Origin of the sequence: Alteromonas abrolhosensis (assembly GCF_001953635.1) — a bacterium.
Classification (GTDB): domain Bacteria; phylum Pseudomonadota; class Gammaproteobacteria; order Enterobacterales; family Alteromonadaceae; genus Alteromonas; species Alteromonas abrolhosensis.
Window position 1 is genome coordinate 14343 of record NZ_MEJH01000004.1, and the last position, 19356, is coordinate 33698.

The 19356-nt window shown below is 43.6% G+C and carries 12 protein-coding genes; 6 read left to right on the top strand and 6 right to left on the bottom strand.

All coding sequences use genetic code 11. The features are described from left to right. Positions 1-37: 37 nt before the first annotated feature. The 4 genes from BGK61_RS07560 to BGK61_RS07575 all read right to left on the bottom strand — a co-directional run bounded on the left by BGK61_RS07560 (position 38) and on the right by BGK61_RS07575 (position 5902). Positions 38-1069, bottom strand: a complete 1032-nt coding sequence (locus tag BGK61_RS07560; RefSeq protein ID WP_076011527.1) for a DUF2955 domain-containing protein — start codon at positions 1067-1069, stop codon at positions 38-40. Positions 1070-1099: 30 nt separating this feature from the next. Then, the gene (locus BGK61_RS07565) at positions 1100-2173 is read right to left on the bottom strand and encodes an HlyD family secretion protein (RefSeq protein WP_014997715.1); all 1074 of its coding nucleotides are present in this window, start codon (positions 2171-2173) and stop codon (positions 1100-1102) included. Then, positions 2170-2625: a MarR family winged helix-turn-helix transcriptional regulator gene (locus BGK61_RS07570; protein WP_014948722.1), complete on the bottom strand. Its 456-nt coding sequence runs from the start codon at positions 2623-2625 to the stop codon at positions 2170-2172. Before BGK61_RS07570 ends, BGK61_RS07565 begins: the two co-directional genes overlap by 4 nt. A gap of 292 nt (positions 2626-2917) precedes the next feature. Further along, a complete protein-coding gene (locus BGK61_RS07575) occupies positions 2918-5902 on the bottom strand; it encodes a TonB-dependent receptor plug domain-containing protein (RefSeq protein ID WP_076011528.1) in 2985 nt (994 codons plus the stop codon). 1157 nt (positions 5903-7059) lie between these two features. Between BGK61_RS07575 and prfC the strand changes: the two genes are divergently transcribed. From prfC to BGK61_RS07600, 6 genes are all read left to right on the top strand, one after another. Beyond that, complete coding sequence (gene prfC, locus BGK61_RS07580; protein ID WP_014997717.1) at positions 7060-8649, top strand: peptide chain release factor 3; 1590 nt, start codon at positions 7060-7062, stop codon at positions 8647-8649. A gap of 33 nt (positions 8650-8682) precedes the next feature. After that, on the top strand, positions 8683-10413 hold the full coding sequence (gene argS, locus BGK61_RS07585) for an arginine--tRNA ligase (RefSeq protein ID WP_076011529.1): 1731 nt from the start codon (positions 8683-8685) through the stop codon (positions 10411-10413). Positions 10414-10615: 202 nt separating this feature from the next. Continuing rightward, positions 10616-11182 (top strand): NADPH-dependent FMN reductase, encoded by a 567-nt coding sequence (locus BGK61_RS07590; RefSeq protein ID WP_014997719.1) that lies wholly within the window; start codon positions 10616-10618, stop codon positions 11180-11182. Between the two features lie 299 nt (positions 11183-11481). Then, positions 11482-11652 carry a hypothetical protein gene (locus BGK61_RS19505; RefSeq protein WP_157187948.1) on the top strand — a complete coding sequence of 57 codons (171 nt, stop codon included), beginning with the start codon at positions 11482-11484 and terminating at the stop codon, positions 11650-11652. Between the two features lie 10 nt (positions 11653-11662). Further along, entirely contained in the window at positions 11663-11818 is a 156-nt protein-coding gene (locus BGK61_RS19510) for a hypothetical protein (protein ID WP_157187949.1), read from the top strand. Positions 11819-12277: 459 nt separating this feature from the next. Beyond that, positions 12278-16879, top strand: coding sequence for an EAL domain-containing protein (locus BGK61_RS07600; protein WP_076011531.1), 4602 nt, complete (start codon positions 12278-12280; stop codon positions 16877-16879). Positions 16880-16921: 42 nt separating this feature from the next. Here BGK61_RS07600 and BGK61_RS07605 read toward each other — a convergent pair whose 3' ends face one another. Both BGK61_RS07605 and BGK61_RS07610 read right to left on the bottom strand, forming a co-directional pair. Next, entirely contained in the window at positions 16922-18178 is a 1257-nt protein-coding gene (locus tag BGK61_RS07605) for a DUF2891 domain-containing protein (protein WP_076011532.1), read from the bottom strand. A gap of 42 nt (positions 18179-18220) precedes the next feature. Next, a complete protein-coding gene (locus tag BGK61_RS07610) occupies positions 18221-19270 on the bottom strand; it encodes a PLP-dependent cysteine synthase family protein (RefSeq protein WP_076011533.1) in 1050 nt (349 codons plus the stop codon). Between the last annotated feature and the right edge of the window lie 86 nt (positions 19271-19356).

The window sequence follows — 19356 nt, forward strand, 5'->3', positions numbered from 1 at the left end:
AAGCGCCAACTGGCGCTGGCTTCGTTTTTACCCGCAATCAAGTAAACGTGTGGTGTCGTGTAGGCTGGAATTTGTTAAGTAGACTGTGTACTACAAAAATAACGCACAGGCTAAGTGCAATAGCTACTACTACCGATGAAAAGCGATACAGCGCACTATAAATAATATCCTGTTGTGGAGAGAGTGACTGGCCGTACAAAATGCCAAATGTGGTAAGTACACCAAAGCCAGTGCCAGCACCACCACCGCTAAGCACATGCTGGCGGCTGATGAAAAATACCAATATCCATAAGCTGAAACTTGCGAAAAACAACGTGTCACTGTAGTTGAGCAAAATGAGCTGGGCGAGCAGGGCCAGATTACACCCAATTAGCGTGCCCAGCGCTCGCTGCCAGCCACTCAATGTGGCTCCTTTCCAACACAGTGGAAAAAGAATCAATACACTTGCTGCTTGTGCTGATATCGAATCTACTAAGTCGAAGGTTTGAAATACAGCAAACGATAGCGTGGCGACAGTGGTGCATAATATGACTTCGTGGCGAATGCTTGCTTTATCTTTTGCCGCTTTGGGTAAAGGCGTGCGCGGCTCCTCATCGGGAAAAACAATATGCAAAGCGAATGCAATTATCAATGCCAACAGAATTGCACCGATGTTTGATATCACTAATGCGTAGATATCTATTCCATCGCTGCTGTAGCTGGCAAAGTGTAGCTGCAGCGAAAGTCCTACAAGGGAAAACGCACCGAATAAATACAGCGTACCTTTACTCATTTGCCAAAACAGAAAAGCGAAAGTGATGGCGATTAGCGGCGTGATCAGCAATGGGTGGCTTCCGAACAAGCCGTATACCACTAAAACAGCCGCCGCCGGAAAGATGGTTGCGGCAAGAAATTGTCGAATAATGTGACCATTTAAAACGGCTACCAGTCCAAGCAACAAAATAGGGTACAAGGTAAAAAATATCGGATTAGGCCAATCCAGCGCTTTCGATATAGCGAAGCCCAACGTGGCGCCGGAGGCGATCCTAAGCATCTGCTGGACATCATTTTTACTTAGCTGTGAATCCATAATTTAAGTCTAATAAACCATAATCAAAGTCTAATAAATGAAGTGCAGCAGGCTTATAAAGTGAATTTGAATGTTCGCTGCCATACTTTCAATAGAATTGTCTGGAACTATCTGCACGGTAGCGCGAGCGCCACTGGTGAGGTGGTTTAACGATATGTCTTGTTCTTCAAGCTTAATGTGGACACGTTGGCGCTGCGCATCTCGTACCCATCGATTCGACTTTTCAACGCTTGCAAGGGTACCGTTGGCGGCGAGTTGGCCGTCGCTTACACCAGCTTCAAATTCTTCCACTTTAGCTTCAAATACTTTGCCCGGTAGTGCATCAAAAACGACGTTAGCCCGAATGCCTTCTTTTACATTGGCGAGTGATTTCTCTCGAAAATCTGCAACCACATCTAGTGTGTTATCGACAACTGAGGCAAGGGGCGTACTTTGTTTAGCATAAGTGCCTTGAGTTACCTGCATGTTTGCCATTATGCCGTCATGCGGTGCTTTAATTTTGGTATAGGCTAAGTTCAACTCTGCCCGTTTAACCGCATTTACCGCTTCTAGATATTTTAGGTTTTTGTCACCTTGCTTACCTCTTGCAACAACTTGCTGGTTTAGGTCGGCTTCAAGCGCACTAATTTCAGCTTCAGCGCTTTTAAGTTGCGCGTACGCTTTGTCCACGTTTTGTTGAGATACCGCTCTAGTTTGAACTAAGGAATTAAGTCGTTGAAATTCACTGTTGCGTTCGTCGTAAACCGCCGATGCAGCCTCTATTTTGGCTCTAATCGCTTCCGCTTTTGCATCTATCTGAGCGTTCTCTAACTCCACATTTGCCAAATCAATTTGCGCCTTTTCTAGCGCAATTAGGTAAGGTGTCTCATCTATAACAAATAAAACCTGCCCTTCCTTGACGGTTTGGTTATTTTTGACAAGCACCTCGTTTATCGGCCCATTTATCTGAGGAGAGATTTGTGTGACCTGATGATAGACTCTCGCCTGTGGTGTCATTGGCATGCGTATATCTGCAATAATAAAGTAGATAAAACAGATGGCAAAAGCGACTAAAGCCAGCTTTATGTACCTAGCAAATTCCTGATCTGGGGTTCGTTGACTCACTTAAGTGACTCCAATAATTTTGCTGCATTAACTTCAATTTTTTGAACACATTTAGCCATAATGCGTAACTCTTCTTCAGATACTCCTGCGTACACTTCATCTCGCAGCGCCATCAATGTACTTTCGATATCATTCATTCGACCTTTGCCCATATCTGTGAAGTAAAGTAAGCGACTTCGTTTGTCGTTAGTATCTGTAACGCGTTTGATTAACCCGGTAGTTTCGAGCTGTTTAATTGTGCGAGTTAAGCTAGGCATTTCTATTTCCAAGCTTTCTGCCACCATCTGTTGCGTACAGCCCTCACCAAGTAACGACATATGAATCATTACGCGCCATCTAGACTCTGTAAGGTCGAGATGAGCGACCGATTCAGTGACAGTTCTTCTGCACTTTTGCGCAGTGCGGGCAAAAAGCGCAATAAGTTGAAGTGGCATAGGTTCTGAAAATGACATGTAAAAACCGTTGATTTACTTAGCATGCTAACTATTTTATTTGTTTAGCATGCTAAGTAAATGCCATTGAGATGAGAAAGAGAACTTATAAGCTGAGGGGCGTGTGGAGAATAATTTTAGTGCCTCGGTAAGGCTAAATATCTGAAAAGTTAAGCCTTGTGGACTATGGGATTGGACAACCCATCAGACGCGTAACTAGGTGAAGTAAAAGAAATGCAGATATATAAGAAATAAAAAAGCCGTTTACGAAGAGTAAACGGCTTTTTGCTTAGGTCCAAAGGGAGATTAAGATTTAGAATTTACCTCGGAATGAAGCAAACCAGTTTGTGCTAGTGTCATAAACTGTTGGGTACGTGTTACCGTTACCAAGAGCTGGGCCTGCACCAGAGTAAACTGGAGGTTGCTCACCAAGAAGGTTAAGAACACCTAATGTGAACTCTAAATTGTCATTCATGAAGTATGTAGCAGAGATATCAAGGTAGTTGATAGCTTTGAATCCAGTTTCAAGTGTATCACCATCATCATCATTATCAGTTGTACCGAAGTGTCTCCATGTCGCGGTAATATCAATATCTAGGTTGGTATTCCACGTTGCCATAAATCTATGACGATACTCAGGGTTAGGTGCGCCACACGCGTTACCGAAGAAGCCAGCACACTCAACAGTGTCACCACCAGGGAACGGTACAGTGCTCAATTCGTCTAGCATAGTTGCAGCATAGTCGAATCTTACATCACCAAGCTCAGTATCAAAGTTGTAACCTATCTGAACGTCTAGACCTGATGTTTTAAGCGTAGCAATGTTCAGGTTAGTTTGTTGGAAGCCAACACCAAACGTACCTGCAGCCAATGAACCAGCTGAAGAACGCGTGATCAGGTTACAGAACGTTGGGTCACCTGTTTCAAGACAGTTGTCGAAGATAGTTTGAGCTGGGATACCAGAAGCAATCGCATCTTCTACTTCAATATCAAAGTAATCCACGCTAATTGAGAGACCTTCGATACTCGCAGGTGTAATAACAACACCAAAGGTTACTGTATCTGCAGTTTCAGGAGATAGTTGTGGGTTACCACCAGTAAGTGACTGAGTCTGACCAGAGATAACATCAAGAATGTTACCGTATTGAGCAGCTGTTACACCGGTTCTCGCACAAGTTTCAAGTGAAGCGATAGGGTTGCTACCAGCACATGGATCGTATAGCTGCTCACCATTTGCATCTACACCCGCTGGACTTAGGTTAGGTAGTCCTGTGTTTTGACCAGTAAATAGGTCGATTACGTTTGGAGCACGAACCGCGCGTTGGAACTGCGCACGTAGTTTAACATCGTCTACTGGTGTCCAAGCTAACTGATAGCCGTAGGCATTCGTGTCGAAGCTGTTTGATGTGCCGTTACCGTCAGCGTCATAGTCAGAGAAACGATACTGTGCGCTAAATACCAACTCTTCTGCGAATTCTGCACCAGAAACAAGTGGAACTTGAACTTCCGTAAAGAATTCACGAACTTCGATTTTACCTGCAACAGCAAGCGTTGCACCGCCTACACCTGTGAAACCACCGCCTTGAACTTGGCTAATTTCGTCAGGTGAAGATGCTAGCTCATCTTTGCGATACTCAATACCGAACAACACGCCGATACCGTCATCAGCAGTAGGGATCTTAATGCCGTAGTCGCCCAGGTTAGCCTGAATGTCTGCACCGAATACTTTCTGTGAAGTTTCACCGTTTACAATACCAATGCCTTGGATGAAATCTAACTGCTCTTGTGTAACAGAGCTTTCACCGCCAGGGCGTTGGAAGATGTTGTAAGGCACACAGCCGCCAGACTGGTCAAGACATACTACGTTGCCATTTTCATCTGTGGTCGCCAACAGCGCTTGCTGTAGGTTAGCTACCACGAAGTCATTCGTTGCTGAACTCTGGTCGCGAGTTTCTGAAATTTGACCAAATACGTTCCACGCCCAAATATCGTCAATGAAGCCATTCAAGCCACCAACGAAGCGCCATGCACTGTTTTCAAGACGTGAGTTACGCGAACCACCTTCAACGTTACGGTGAGAAGCAGTAATACCACTAACAATTACATCGTTAGCAATATCGTCAGCCGAACAACCAAAAATGTCAGTAAACGCGATACCGCTATTGCCTTGAATATAAGGGTTTCCACAGTTGATATCATACGCACCGATACCGAATGAAGCACTTGGAGCAATCTGAGCGTCACTGGTGTTGTTTATGTATGAAAAATCTGCGTAAGCTTCTAAATCTTCAGCAAGTTCATAGTCGCCTTTCGCATAGAAATGGTAACGTTCAGAAGGGCGCTGGAAGAAGTTAGTTGCACCGAAGTTATAGGTTTGAGTAGGACCGCCAGCGTAAGGGATGATATTGCCGTTTTCTTCTTGGAACGCGAAGCCGCCAGGGCCACCAAATAGACGGAAGTTCGCTGAACCTACGCAACCGAAACCTTCAAAGCTTGATGCACCGTTACTTTGGCCAAGTGTACATGCTGAGAAAACTCTATCAGCCTGAACAATTTCTTGACGGTCTTCATAAGAAGCGTAAATGGTTACATTGCCTTTGCCGTCAGCAGATGACGCGCCAAACATGGTATAGATTAGCGTTTCGTCGCCGTCCATTGTTGAACCAGGAACAGGCTGCTCCGCTGCGTTTAGAACGCCTTCATACAGACCATTATCGTTATCAGCATAGTTAGTGCTGAACTGACCACCAAACTCAACGCCTTCGAAGTCGTCGCGAAGGATGAAGTTTGCAACACCGCCGACAGCGTCAGAACCGTATACCGCTGATGCACCACCTGTAAGGATATCCACTCGCTCCAACATTTGTGTTGGAACTAAGTCAACGTTAGCAGCACTGGTTCCCGACGAGCCGTATGGGAGACGTTTGCCGTCGATTAGTACAAGTGTTCTATTTGCTCCTAAACCACGAAGGTTTAGTGTTGCAGTGCCAGTTGAGCCATTTGAAACCTCTGATGCCTGACCAGCGAATACCTGCGGAAGCACGTTAACGAAATCTTCTACACGTAGGTTACCACGTGCCGCTGCTTCAGCTCCTGATACGCTCAGAACAGGGGTAGCTGCTGCAACATTGGGGTTTGAAAGTAGACGCGAACCAGTGACTTCGATTTTCTCGACTGGTTCTTCCTCTGATTCGACCTCATCTTGGGCGTAGATACTACCAGAAAATGCCAACGATGCGGCAGCGCCAAACGCGCAAGCCAGTCTTACCGACTTGGCCAGTTTGTGGTTTGTAAACATTGTAGTCTCCCTAGACTTTGTTTTTTGCTTTAATTATTTTTTAGTGTGTTTTTTAAACACTTATTATGTATTGCACAACTTTTGTATATAATCAACAGCATATGTGTTTAAAAAGTGAGAAACGGGTTTTTTTAACGAATTTTTATTGTGATTTTAGATAATCTTTAATTTTAGTTCTTTTTTTGTTCTCTTTTTGTTTTAATTTTGTTCAGAGATATGCGGGGGAAATTTGGGAGATTCGATTTTTTGTTCGCAAAAAACGGTTGGTGTAAATCTAGATTTTTATACTTTAGTAGTATTTTATTTCTCTGTTTTGCGTAGTAATGTTAATTCAATAGATAAAAAATTGTTTAATAATATTAAAGGGTTAGTTTTACAGTCGTACGGGATAATGTGAGAGAGTTGATAGGGCAAGGGTTCTCCTCTGTACCGAGAAAAGCACCGAGAAAGTATCGAAAAAAGCACCGAGAAACTTCACTACTTCTATCTCAAGTAGGAATCTATAACAGCGAATAACACTGCGTTTTTCTGAAAAAGCCAAGTTTTGGTAAAGCACCGATAGTTTGCTCATACTTAACTACCCACTACGTTCATTTTTGAAGGGTGATACGAGGTCTTCCAACTCACTCTACAGTGTTGAATTATTAACCAGTCGCTATGCTGCGTCCCTTTCTAAAAGTTAAGTCCTTTACAAAGTCAATAAGACGCTATATCCGATCTGACCCATTTAGCGCTTGATTACCACGCCCAGTTACTCGTTAGACTGAGGAACAATCTTCTCATTTAGAGAGTTCGACCGTAAGAACGTAGGTAGCTTCCTTTTGCGTTCACTTTTCCTTTCACCAAACATTTTCCAGTTTCGTGCAGTTCGCCGCGCTAAACTCTGTATTACCTTATTTTTATCTCATAGCTGAAGCGTAAAAGTTGGGAAAAGGCCATGGGTCGATGTTGTTACGATTATAAGTGTTAGAGAGTGTGTAATTTCGCTCTACTGTTACGTGCAGTAAAATGCTAAAATCCGCGCAATTAATTACCAAGCCGTATCAAGCGTTTTACCGCAATACTAAATTTGCGCGGAAAAGCATTGCTTATCCGTTACAAAACGCGCCTGTAAGTAATTGGTTTACAGGGATAATAGATAACGAAGATAAGTATTGATGTCAGATAAGAAGCTTCTAGAAGAGATTAAAAAGCGACGTACGTTCGCGATCATATCGCACCCGGATGCGGGTAAAACCACGATTACTGAAAAAGTATTGTTATTCGGACGCGCCCTACAAACTGCAGGTACCGTTAAAGGTAAAAAGTCAGGTCAGCATGCTAAATCTGACTGGATGGAAATGGAAAAGGAGCGTGGGATCTCGGTAACCACCTCGGTCATGCAGTTTCCATATAACGATCACTTAGTAAACCTACTGGATACCCCAGGGCACGAAGACTTCTCTGAAGATACTTATCGTACACTGACGGCGGTAGACTCATGCCTTATGGTTATCGACGCCGCAAAAGGTGTAGAAGACAGAACCCGAAAGCTAATGGAAGTTACCCGTCTGCGCGATACGCCGATTGTGACTTTCATGAACAAGCTTGACCGCGATATTCGCGACCCTATGGAACTGCTTGATGAAGTAGAAACCGAGCTTGATATTCTGTGTGCACCAATCACGTGGCCAATTGGCTGTGGTAAGAGCTTTAAAGGTGTATATCACCTTCATCGCGACGAAACTATTTTGTATCAAAGCGGCCAGGGGCACACTATCCAAGACGTGCGCATCATCAAAGGGTTAGATAATCCTGAGTTAGATACCGCAGTAGGAAGTGACCTCGCTGAAACCTTACGTGACGAGCTTGAGCTTGTGCGCGGTGCATCTAACGAATTTGAACAAGAGCTTTTCTTGGAAGGCCAGCTTACGCCAGTATTTTTCGGTACAGCATTAGGTAACTTCGGTGTTGATCATATGCTTGACGGTTTGGTTGAGTGGGCTCCTGCGCCACTTGGCCGCGAAACCGAAGAAGGGACTATCGAAAGTACGGATGGTAAGTTCAGTGGCTTCGTATTTAAAATTCAGGCCAACATGGACCCGAAACACCGTGACCGCATAGCATTCTGTCGTATTGTGTCGGGCAAGTACGAGAAAGGCATGAAAATGCGCAACAGCCGTTTAGGTAAAGATGTGCGTATTTCTGATGCATTAACTTTCTTGGCTGGTGACCGTTCACTGCTAGAAGAAGCCTATGCAGGCGATATCATCGGCTTGCACAACCACGGTACCATTCGCATAGGTGACACCTTCACGTCAGGCGATAACTACCGCTTTACGGGTATTCCAAACTTTGCGCCTGAGCTATTTAAACGTATCCGCTTGAAAGATCCCCTCAAGCAAAAGCAGCTGCTTAAAGGCCTTATTCAGCTTTCTGAGGAAGGGGCGGTACAGGTGTTTAGACCCCTTGCCAACAACGATTTGATTGTGGGCGCAGTAGGTGTGCTTCAGTTTGACGTGGTAGTCGCTCGCTTGAAAGCCGAATACAACGTAGACGCGCTTTATGAGCACATTAACGTGAGCACAGCCCGCTGGGTTTACTCTGACAACGAAAAGAAGCTTGATGAATTCCGTCGTAAAGGTGAGCAAAACCTTGCACTAGATGGCGGTGATAACCTGACGTACATCGCACCTACTATGGTGAATTTACAGCTAGCTCAAGAGCGCTACCCTGATATCCAGTTCAAAAACACGCGCGAAAACTAAGCTAATAAAGATTAAACAAAGACACAATATATTATGAATATACATGCACTATTAGTTAACCGTTTCACTGAAGCTCTACAAGAAATGGGCGTAGAAAATGCGCCTGTGCCAGTTTCGCGCAGCGCTCGACCTGAATTTGGTGAGTATCAGTTTAACGGCGCTATGGCGCTAGCCAAGCAGTTAAAGCAAAAGCCGCGCGATATTGCAGAGAAAATTGTTGAGACTGTAAAGCTCGACGATATTGCCAGCAAGCTAGAAGTGGCGGGCCCTGGTTTTATCAACGTTCATTTAAGTGACGAATGGCTGTCTAATCAGTGTGAGTTGTCACTAACCGACCCACGTCTAGGCATTGCTAAGTCAAAAGAGCAAAACATTGTTGTTGACTATTCATCGCCTAATTTGGCCAAAGAAATGCACGTGGGTCATCTGCGTACTACCATCATCGGTGATGCAGTGGTTAAAGTGCTTGAGTTCTTGGGCCACAACGTTATTCGTCAAAATCACATGGGCGACTGGGGCACACAGTTCGGCATGTTGCTTGCGCACCTTTCAGACAAGCTACAAGAAGAAGTGGCTGAAACAGCGCTCTCTGATCTTGAAGACTTTTACCGCGAAGCCAAAGTACGCTTTGACGAAGAAGAAGGTTTTGCCGACCGCGCCCGTGAATACGTAGTTAAGCTACAAGGTGGCGATGCTCAATGTCTGGCGCTGTGGGAAAAGTTCATTGACGTGTCTATTGCTCACTCTGAAGAAGTGTACGACAAGCTTAACGTAAGCCTTACCCGAAAAGATATTATGGGTGAGTCGGCTTACAATGACGACTTGGCCAACGTAATCAGCGACCTTAAAGCGAAAGGCCTTGCAGTAGAAGACCAAGGTGCGCAGGTGGTGTTTATACCTGAGCTTGCTGATAAAGAAGGTAATCCTGCGGTTTACATCGTTCAAAAGTCTGGCGGCGGCTATTTATACGCAACGACAGACCTTGCGGCAATGCGGTATCGCAGCGGCAAGTTAAACGCTGACCGTACGCTTATTCTCACTGACGCGCGTCAAGCGCTGCACTTCAAGCAAACTGAAATTGTGGGCCGTAAAGCAGGCTTCATGAAAGAAGAGCAAACTTACGAGCATTGCCCGTTTGGTATGATGCTAGGCAGTGACGGTAAGCCATTTAAAACGCGTACTGGGGGCACGGTTAAACTGGTTGAATTGCTTGATGAAGCCGTTGAGCGTGCGGGTAAACTTATCGCTGAGCGCGACAACGATTTAAGCGAAGACGAGCTTAAAGAAGTCGCTAACAAGGTGGGTATTGGCGCTGTGAAATACGCTGACCTATCTAAAAACCGCACAACTGATTACATGTTTAACTGGGATTCCATGCTAAGTTTTGAAGGTAACACCGCGCCTTACCTTCAGTATGCCTATACCCGTGTGAAAAGCTTGTTCAGAAAAGCGGGTGTGGATATGGCGACCATGCCAGTAGATATCAATATTGCTGAGAAACAAGAGCACGCGCTTGCTGTTCTGTTAATGCAGTTTGAAGAGGTAATTGGTACGGTATCTCGTGAAGCCACGCCTCATGTGCTGTGCACATACCTATATGATGTGGCTTCAGCATTTATGTCATTCTACGAAGCGTGCCCGATGTTAAAAGACGGTATTGAGCCAGCTGTACGCGATAGCCGTCTAGCGTTGTCAGCTCTGGTTGCCAAGACGCTAGAGCAAGGATTAACCCTACTTGGCATCGAAACACTAGAAAAAATGTAGTGTTCGCGGTACAACATATATAGCGTTATCAAAAAGGCTGACACTGATTGTCAGCCTTTTTTTATGGAAAACACAAACGTCTTGAGCCAGAGAGTGTGAGTGTTAGTGAAAATTTTTATCTTTCGGTCAGAAGCGATAGAGCGATAGACCCTTTTAACTAAGACGATCAAAAAACAATTTAAATTAACGACAGGAAACTCAAATGACTAAGATCCTTGCATTTGCAGGTAGTACCCGCAAAGGTTCATTCAACCAAGCTATTATGAAGGTTGCCGCTGAGGGCGCACGTGAGGCTGGCGCAGAGGTTACCGTGATTGACCTGGCTGATTATCAAATGCCGTTGTTTAACGAAGATGAGGAAGCCGAATTTGGTATGCCTGAAAAAGCGCAGGAGTTCAAAGAACTACTTATAAGCCATGATGGTTTTCTTATTGCCTCACCAGAATACAACTCAAGCTACCCAGCACTGCTCAAAAACGCCATTGACTGGGCATCGCGTATGGGGGAAGGAGAAAAGCCATTGCAAGCATATCGTGGTAAAGTGGCAGGTATTATGGCTGCTTCAGCTGGTGGGCTAGGCGGTATGCGTGTGCTGGTGGTACTAAGAATGTTACTTGAAAACCTAGGCACTATGGTTCTGCCAAACCAAAAAGCAATCGCAAAAGTAAATACTCTTATGGAAGACGGCGTAATTACGGATGAAAAGACCATTAAACAACTTAAAAACTTGGGTAAAGAAACTGCTGAGCTGGCAGACAAACTGTCTTAGTTGTGAGTAAAGTCGCTAGAGTAACCCTTCGGGTGCTCTAGCTTAGCAGCCAATAATATCGTTTCCATGCAGTCTTATGACCGACATGCTTCAATGTCACTTCAATTTAAATAGAACGACTCGCACATAAGAAGCAACGCACTTCATCTTGCTAACAGCTCCTCAAGTCAAATAAGACAATCAACTCTAATTCTTTCAAAATTTTAAAACCCACCCCATGTCCAGTCGTTATGGGTTTGGTGATGGGGTAGTGTAGCTAGGTGCATTCGCACATTACTTATTTATAAAGGAGCTTAATTATGGAAGAGCTAAGTTTGAATGAACTTAACGAAGTGTCAGGTGCGGGTTTAGTCGGCGATATAATGTATGGGATTGGTTATGGTGCCGGATACGCAGGGGGGTACTTTTACAGTAACGTGATGACATCAAACCAGTGGTTAGATGACGTTGCAGAACTCGTATTGCGATAAGGAGACAATTATGGAGGAGTTAAACCAAGAAGAGCTAAGCCTGAGTAGTGGTGGCTATTGGAATCATGTATTGACCTACATGACACTATTAGACCTTGCTCATGATATCGGCAGGGGTCTTGGAGATGGGTTTTACGATGGCGTTCACTCGCCCCAAATTCCTTAGTTCAGTCTGAGCAGACATTGGTCTGCTTTTTCTACTTCTTATTTAAAATGTTTAAAAAGACCATAATTATGAATGCAGCAAAATATAGCCAAATAGCATTTTGGTTTCTTGTGATAATAAATGTCATCTCCCTTTTAGAAAGCGTACTTCTAACTAATGGCTTTCCCATTCTGAAACAGCCGGAGTTTCAAAATTTACTTCTTCTCGCGGTTCTACATAAGTTATGGAAGAACAAAGGTACAACGCAAAATAATGCCGATTCCAGCTAATTGAATATTATAATTATGTAGCGAGTTTAATGTTTTTTGTCGCTTGGTTTTGTTAGTTTAGAGAAGTGAATACTCGTCACTTACCCATTCAGCTAAAAGTACAATTGTTATTCATAAGTTTTGAGCTATTATTCTGACATACATACAAAAAGTATTCGATGAAACTCACTATTTAGGTTCTCATTTATTGATGTTAGCGCAGACCCGAGTAACCCCCTTTTTATCGACTCACTTATTACAAGTGACGTTAATATTTTTCTCGTTATTTATTTCTTCCGCACTTGCCCAACCCGTCGTAACAACGCCTTCCTTTAGAGCACTCTCTACCGAGAATGGGCTAAGTCAAAACACAGTTAACGATATGCTTATCGATAAAGAGGGGTTGCTGTGGATAGCGACAGAAGCTGGCTTAAACAGATTCGATGGGAATCAAAACAAGCAATATGTAGGGCAAGACAATGAGTTTGCTGATGATGGCATTTACTCGTTGTTCGAAGATCAAAGGGGTGACTTATGGGTAAGTACTTACAGTAGTGGTATTTATCGCATCAATCGACAAACGGGCAAGTCGAAAAGATTAATTAACGTTCCTTACAAAGATCAACCTTCATGGTACCAATATGCTTCCCATTTTATCTCCGCGCCTGGAAACATCATATATGTAGCCCTCGACCATCTAATTATCAAATTCGATTTAGTTACAGAGAAAAAAGAAACCGTTTTTGACCTTCTTTCCTCGGATAGTGAGCTTTCAAATGACGATGTTATCCGATACACCTATTTAACCCGCGACGTTTTATTCGTTGCCACTTCTGTAGGGCTTTATGCTAAAAACCTACAAACGGGCGATATTAAGAAAATTGACCACGTTAGTTCTGACAGTGCCAATGTAAATAATATCAATACCAAGCTTATCCTGGTTGATGAGCATCAGAGGTTTTGGCTGGGCACGGTTGAAGGTCTTTATCAATTTGATTTTGCTGGTTTAATAAATTTCGTGAAGCACGACAGCGATGTTCCAACAGCAAAACAAGTCGTAAAATCTTTGAACATATGGGATCTCGAATTAATAGAAAACTCCCTTTATTACATGCCCACTGACCAAGGGTTGTATACCATTGATTTGTCATCTAACGAGCTAACACATTTATTTAGACCATCAGACTCGCGGTTACAAATAACAGACGATGACTTGTACAAAGTGGAAATAACATCAGATGAGCAGGTGTGGCTTTCTACTGGCACATCGGGGGTATTGCTATGGTCACCTCAGTCTACGCTATTTAAAAACGTCATGGGCGATGGAAAAAGTAGTGAAAAGTTGAGTAATAATATTGTCTATAGCTTATATGAGACCGATGACGAAAATTTATGGTTAGGGACTAACAATGGTCTGAATTTGTATCATGCAGATACTGGGAAAGTAGAGCAGTTTTTAGTGACCGACGATGATAAAGCCGTTATTTCTTCGGGCTCAATATTTACGATTAGACCCGCCGAAAAAGACCGGGTTTGGTTGCTTACTTACGGTAGCATTGTAAAGTTTGATACGGAAAATAAACGCCCTGTACCTTATCCTTTAGGTAGCCAGCAAGACAAACTATTAAATTCAGACAAGGCATACGACTTAATTCGCACATCAAAAGAAAATTATATCGTTGCCTCAGATGGCAAGTTTTGGAATTTTGATGACAAGAAAGGGCAAGTATCCCTTTCCGAAACACTTTCTTCAAACCTGGAATACGACCAGTTTTATACGTTTTTACCTGATCATGGGGCGCAGGATGGTTCAATACTACTGTCTATGATTGGGGAACTATGGCGATATAACGCGTCAAGCGGAAGCCTAGAAAAACTGCACCAAGCGAGAAAGTCTCAATCGGAATATGCAATCCATCCTACCGATACTATTTTGGATGATAACGGTATTTTGTGGATTACTTATCCCGGTCATGGGTTATACGGAATCGATGCAAAAACCAATGAGCAAAAATACTTTTTTGACACGAGTAACTTATTGCCGACTAACCTTGTTGTTAGTTTAGAGAAAGATCGAAATGGTGATATCTGGATTGGGAGCCACCAAGGCATCCTCAAGCTCGATCCGAAGGCCATTAAATTATCGCAATATAGCGCTACAGAAGGTTTGTCCACTAGTGAGTTCAGCTGGGGGGCAAAAGTAGGTTTGAGCGATGGAAAAATAGCGTTCGGTTCACAAAAAGGTTTCACTATTTTGCAACCAGAGCGCTTTAATGACCAAGACAATGTGACAACCTCGACATTTATTACTGATGCAAGCTTGCTCAGTCAGCCGTTAGAGCTTGGTATTGGCAGCATTAATGACAGTTCATTATTATTAGAGTATGACGATGTTGGGCTGACTATTCACTATTCCGATATGCGTTTTAAAAAGACATCGGCTTCCTACTATCAGTATGAATTAAAGGGAGATGTTTCTGTTGTATACCCCCCTACAAAGTCTACCGAAGTCACATTCCCTCAGTTAGAGCCTGGTGAATACGAATTTAGTGTGGGTCGAATTGACCCCGTTAGTAACGTTTACGGGCCGCGCGCAAATTTGAAAATCAAGGTGGCATATCCAATTTATGCATCGCCTTTGGCGTATTCTATTTATTTTCTTGTTTTCCTTGTGTCGACCTTAATTATCTACACACGACGCAAGAAAAACAGCGAAGCACTTCGCGCTGCACATTCAGAGGCACTAAAACATAAAAACAGATTGTCTATGGCGCTAACTGCGAGCAATACCAAAGTTTGGGCATGGTATGAGGACTCAGACAAAATTACTCAAGAGCGTATTGTGGATGACCTAGGTTACTCAGAGACGGGAACAAGATTGTCGTTCAGAGAGCATATATCTCTCGTTCATAAACACGATATTACTGCGTTCTTAGAACAATGGGAGAAAGCGGTCAGCGGACAGTCTAAAGGTATTGATATCAGCTATCGAATGAAAGCGAAAGACGGTCATTATGAGTGGTTTAGAGATGTGGGCTCTTTAGTTTTTAACAATCAAACAGATAGCAGTAAAAGGTTAGTCGGTACCTACTCCAATATAACTGAGTCGGTGAATGCTGAATTCAAAGCAAGACTATTCGGTGAAGCATTTCAGTATACTCGAGACTGGGTTGTTATCTTCGATAACAATTTTCAGGCTATCGTTGTCAATCAATCTTTCAAAGACGCGCTAGGCATTAACAAAGACGCAAACCTAATAGAAGAGCTAGACCTGTTATATCGTGGCCAGAAACAGCAGCTCGAAGAAGCGTATACGGAAATGCGTAAGCTCGGTCCTAATGAACACTGGAGTGGCGAGGCCTATATAAACAGTTTCACAAACCAGCGCTACGCGGTAAGTATAAGGGTGACCGCAGTTTCGAGTGAGCGAAATGGCCAAGAAATTGATCGCTACCTGGTGATACTGTCGGATATAACGCAGCAAAAAGACGCACAAAACGCACTTGTTCAGTTGGCAAACTACGACAGTTTAACAGGTCTACCTAATCGAACTCTTCTGCTTGACCGCCTGCAGCACGCTTTCTATCAAGCTGCACCACAACAAAACAGAATAGGGTTATTCTTCATCGATTTAGACCGTTTCAAACAAGTTAACGATAGCCTTGGGCACGAGGCCGGTGATGAACTCCTAGTAACGGTTAGCAAACGTCTCGAAAAGTTAATCAGAAAGTCTGACACGGTAGCGAGACTTGGCGGTGATGAATTTGTGGTTCTTCTCGAAGGTGTTGGTAGTGTGCAGGACCTTGGTCATATTGCCAATGATATTATACAAGCCTTGGGGCAACCTATTACGCTCTCCAACCAAGAAGTGAGCGTATCGGCGAGTATTGGTATTTCACTATATCCAGATGATGCGCAACTTCCAGCAGAATTACTAAAGAATGCCGATATTGCCATGTACCATGCTAAAGAAGCCGGCAGCAATAATTTTCAGTTCTTTACCGAGCACATGAATGAGCAGGCGCGTTCAAAACTTCAATTAGAAAATAAATTGAAACATGCCTGCATCAATAAATCTTTTTCAAACTACTATCAGCCTATTGTGTGTTGCGCGACAGGTACTATTGAAGGCTTTGAAGTATTGATGAGATGGAAAGACGGTGAAGAAATGATCTCACCCGATATTTTCATTCCAGTTGCGGAAAACATCGGCATGATAGCCGAAATGACGACGCAACTTATTGAGCGAGCTTTACCTGTTCATAAGCAACTGTACGCAGATAATAGTCGCGCTTACTTATCGATTAATTTAAGCGCAAAACACCTCATAAATGAGTATTCTTTAAGGGATATAGTGGCGCTGTTGCAATCAAATGGTGTTCCACCAGAAAACATTCGATTTGAAATTACAGAGAGCGCATTGATGGAAGATTATGACAGTGCCATGCATGTCATAGGAGCGCTAAAATCTAAAGGGTTTATCATAGCACTGGACGACTTTGGTACTGGGTACTCGTCGTTAAAATATTTAAAAGATTTCCCGATTGACGTATTAAAAATAGATAAGAGCTTTGTTCAGGGTATTGGCCTTAATAGTGGCAATGAAGCAATTATTCTAGCGACATTACGTATGGCTGAGAGTCTGAATATTGAATGTGTGGCGGAAGGGATTGAGACCTTGGAGCAGGTCGAATTCTTTCAACGAAACGGCTGCAGGTATTTGCAGGGCTTTTATTTCTCTAAACCTGTCGCCGCTGACAAGCTATCAGGCTTAATAAACGCAATGAAAACGAACGGCAAGTCGCTAAACTAATAGCGACTTGCTAGCGCCGCGCTACATGTATACTCAGGTGTTTTATTTCAATCCGCGCTGAGTTTCTAAGTAGCTGGCAAAGCTGCCAAGCCAGTGGCTGCCCATATAGTGCATATCACCGAAGACAGCGTTCAGTCCCGCCTCACGATGTGCACTTAATGCTTTCTCTAGTACAGGTAAGCGTTTGTCATGTTCAGGTAAAGCCTGCATTATACCTTCTATCATCCACGCTCGGCTGATGTTAAGCCCGTCTAAGTGAGCGAGTTTACCATCTGTTTTGTCAGTCACTGTAGCGGGAGCGAGCCAATTTGATGCTTTTGCTGAAAGGCCGGGAAAGAACGCTGAAAGCCATTGGCTATAGTCCTTTTTAGACATTACTCGGCGCATTAAGTCAGCTTCGGCCAAACACGGTGATAGGAAATCTTGACCAGAGGGTTCGTAAGCAAGAGGACATTGTTTATCTGCCAGATAATAGTCTTTCACTCTAGATGTTAACAGTGCTTCAAATTCCTTGTTCCCTGCAGTTTTCGCCCAATCTAACATCAATCCAAAAGCAAAGGCGGTTTGGCTGTGTTCACCTGTTCGGATTGGGTAAGCTAATTTAGGCAGCCAGGCGCTTATTCTGGCGACAATTTCTTCCTCGAGAGGAAGCAACGTATTTAGCCATCTCTTTGCTTCAGGAAGAGAAGACTGACGCAGTTCAGCGGTTAGCTGCAAGAACCAAGCAAGACCATAGGGGCGTTCAAATGAGGCATTATTTTCGCGCTTGAGGCTTACCAATTCGCCTTGGATGTTTTTGGGCGTAAAGCTAGCATTGAGCTTTTCGATAATCTCATCTTTGTCCACCGCGCCTTGCGTTGTGTTTAACATTCTTACTAAAAGCCAATGGCCATGAACCGACGAGTGCCAGTCTAAACAACCATAAAAAGCTGGGTAGAGTTGACTTGGCGCCTTAACGTCATCGCCATTATTCATCATGTGTTTTACTACATTGGGAAACTCTTGATGAATACAATGAAGCGCGAGATTAGCAAAAACGCTTTCGTAATTGTTGTTAGGAACGCCAGCGTTGGCGGTCGCGTCTGCTATTTGGTTAATACTAGCGCTGCTCGTGTTCGCAGTTTCAATAGTCGACGTAACACTCGCACAGACAGTATGGGTAGCAAGCGTGGTGGCTAATGCAGCTGTGCAGTTAATAAGGGTCTTTATTTTGAGCATAAGATTGCGAGCTTTATCAATGAGAAGTATACCGCCAATGTATAGTGATAAACGCTTTGAATAAAGTGCTGTGCGATACATCACGCGCCAGCACTTTAAAATGCGAAAAAGCAACGATATAACTTACGCACCTGCTCCAATGCTTTCTAGTTTGGTGATGTATTCACTAAGTGGTCCAATGGTCTTTTCCACCCAGCCAGTATTATAGTAAGTATCAACATACCTTTCTCCACTGTCGCACATAAGCGTTACAATGGATCCCACTTCACCACGTTCTTTCATTTGTGAGGCAATACTTAATGCCCCCCAAAGATTGGTGCCGGTAGAGGGGCCGGCTTTTATTCCCACGGTGTTGTTTAGCCAGTGCATAGTTGCAACACTGGCTGCATCGGGAACCGCAATCATGTCGTCTATCACATCGTGTTGAAAAGACGCTTCCACTTTAGGGCGACCAATTCCTTCTATACGGCTTCCGCGGGCAGCGGTAAGTGTGTGGTCTTTACGTTTGAAGCTTTCAAAAAAGACACTGAACTCTGGATCTACTACCACTAGCTGAGAGGAGAGGCCTTTATAACGTATATAGCGCCCAATGGTAGCTGATGTTCCGCCTGTCCCTGCACTCATTACTATAGTGTGAGGAATGGGGTGGGGCTCTGCTTTCATTTGTTCGAAAATACTTTCAGCAATATTGTTGTTTCCTCGCCAGTCTGTGGCACGTTCGGCGAAGAGAAACTGATCCATAAAATAGCCATTTAATTCGTTAGCTACCTTGGTTGCTTCGCTGTGCATTTGTGTAGGGCAGTCTACAAAATGACAACGTCCACCGTATCGTTCAATAAGGGCTATTTTACTTTGGGCGGTAGATTTGGGCATCACCGCAACAAACGGCACGCCAATCATTCTTGCAAAGTAAGCTTCAGATACGGCAGTACTGCCTGAAGAGGCTTCAACGACCGTGGTTCCTTCTACAATTTTTCCATTGCAAAGAGCATAAAGAAAAAGGGAACGAGCTAAGCGGTGTTTTAGGCTGCCTGTTGGATGAGTGCTTTCATCTTTAAGATAGATATCAATATCTTTAAATGCGATCTGCTCTAACTTTATTAAGTGCGTATCAGCTGAGCGCTGATAATCTGCATTGATAATATTGATCGCTTTTGAAACCCAGCTTTTCATAACTCATCTCTCTTTCATTCAAAGTGTGCCACCTTGAAAAGGGTATCTAAAAATTAAATATTCCGCGAAGTGCGCGTACCGGAATT

What these genes read in the sequence shown, in the direction of transcription:
- argS (WP_076011529.1), top strand. Translation starts at nt 8,683, where the DNA reads ATGAATATACATGCACTATTAGTTAACCGTTTCACTGAAGCTCTACAA.
- BGK61_RS07590 (WP_014997719.1), top strand. Translation starts at nt 10,616, where the DNA reads ATGACTAAGATCCTTGCATTTGCAGGTAGTACCCGCAAAGGTTCATTC.
- BGK61_RS07610 (WP_076011533.1), bottom strand. Translation starts at nt 19,270, where the DNA reads ATGAAAAGCTGGGTTTCAAAAGCGATCAATATTATCAATGCAGATTAT.
- BGK61_RS19505 (WP_157187948.1), top strand. Translation starts at nt 11,482, where the DNA reads ATGGAAGAGCTAAGTTTGAATGAACTTAACGAAGTGTCAGGTGCGGGT.
- BGK61_RS19510 (WP_157187949.1), top strand. Translation starts at nt 11,663, where the DNA reads ATGGAGGAGTTAAACCAAGAAGAGCTAAGCCTGAGTAGTGGTGGCTAT.
- BGK61_RS07605 (WP_076011532.1), bottom strand. Translation starts at nt 18,178, where the DNA reads ATGTATCGCACAGCACTTTATTCAAAGCGTTTATCACTATACATTGGC.
- prfC (WP_014997717.1), top strand. Translation starts at nt 7,060, where the DNA reads ATGTCAGATAAGAAGCTTCTAGAAGAGATTAAAAAGCGACGTACGTTC.
- BGK61_RS07600 (WP_076011531.1), top strand. Translation starts at nt 12,278, where the DNA reads ATGTTAGCGCAGACCCGAGTAACCCCCTTTTTATCGACTCACTTATTA.
- BGK61_RS07570 (WP_014948722.1), bottom strand. Translation starts at nt 2,625, where the DNA reads ATGTCATTTTCAGAACCTATGCCACTTCAACTTATTGCGCTTTTTGCC.
- BGK61_RS07575 (WP_076011528.1), bottom strand. Translation starts at nt 5,902, where the DNA reads ATGTTTACAAACCACAAACTGGCCAAGTCGGTAAGACTGGCTTGCGCG.
- BGK61_RS07560 (WP_076011527.1), bottom strand. Translation starts at nt 1,069, where the DNA reads ATGGATTCACAGCTAAGTAAAAATGATGTCCAGCAGATGCTTAGGATC.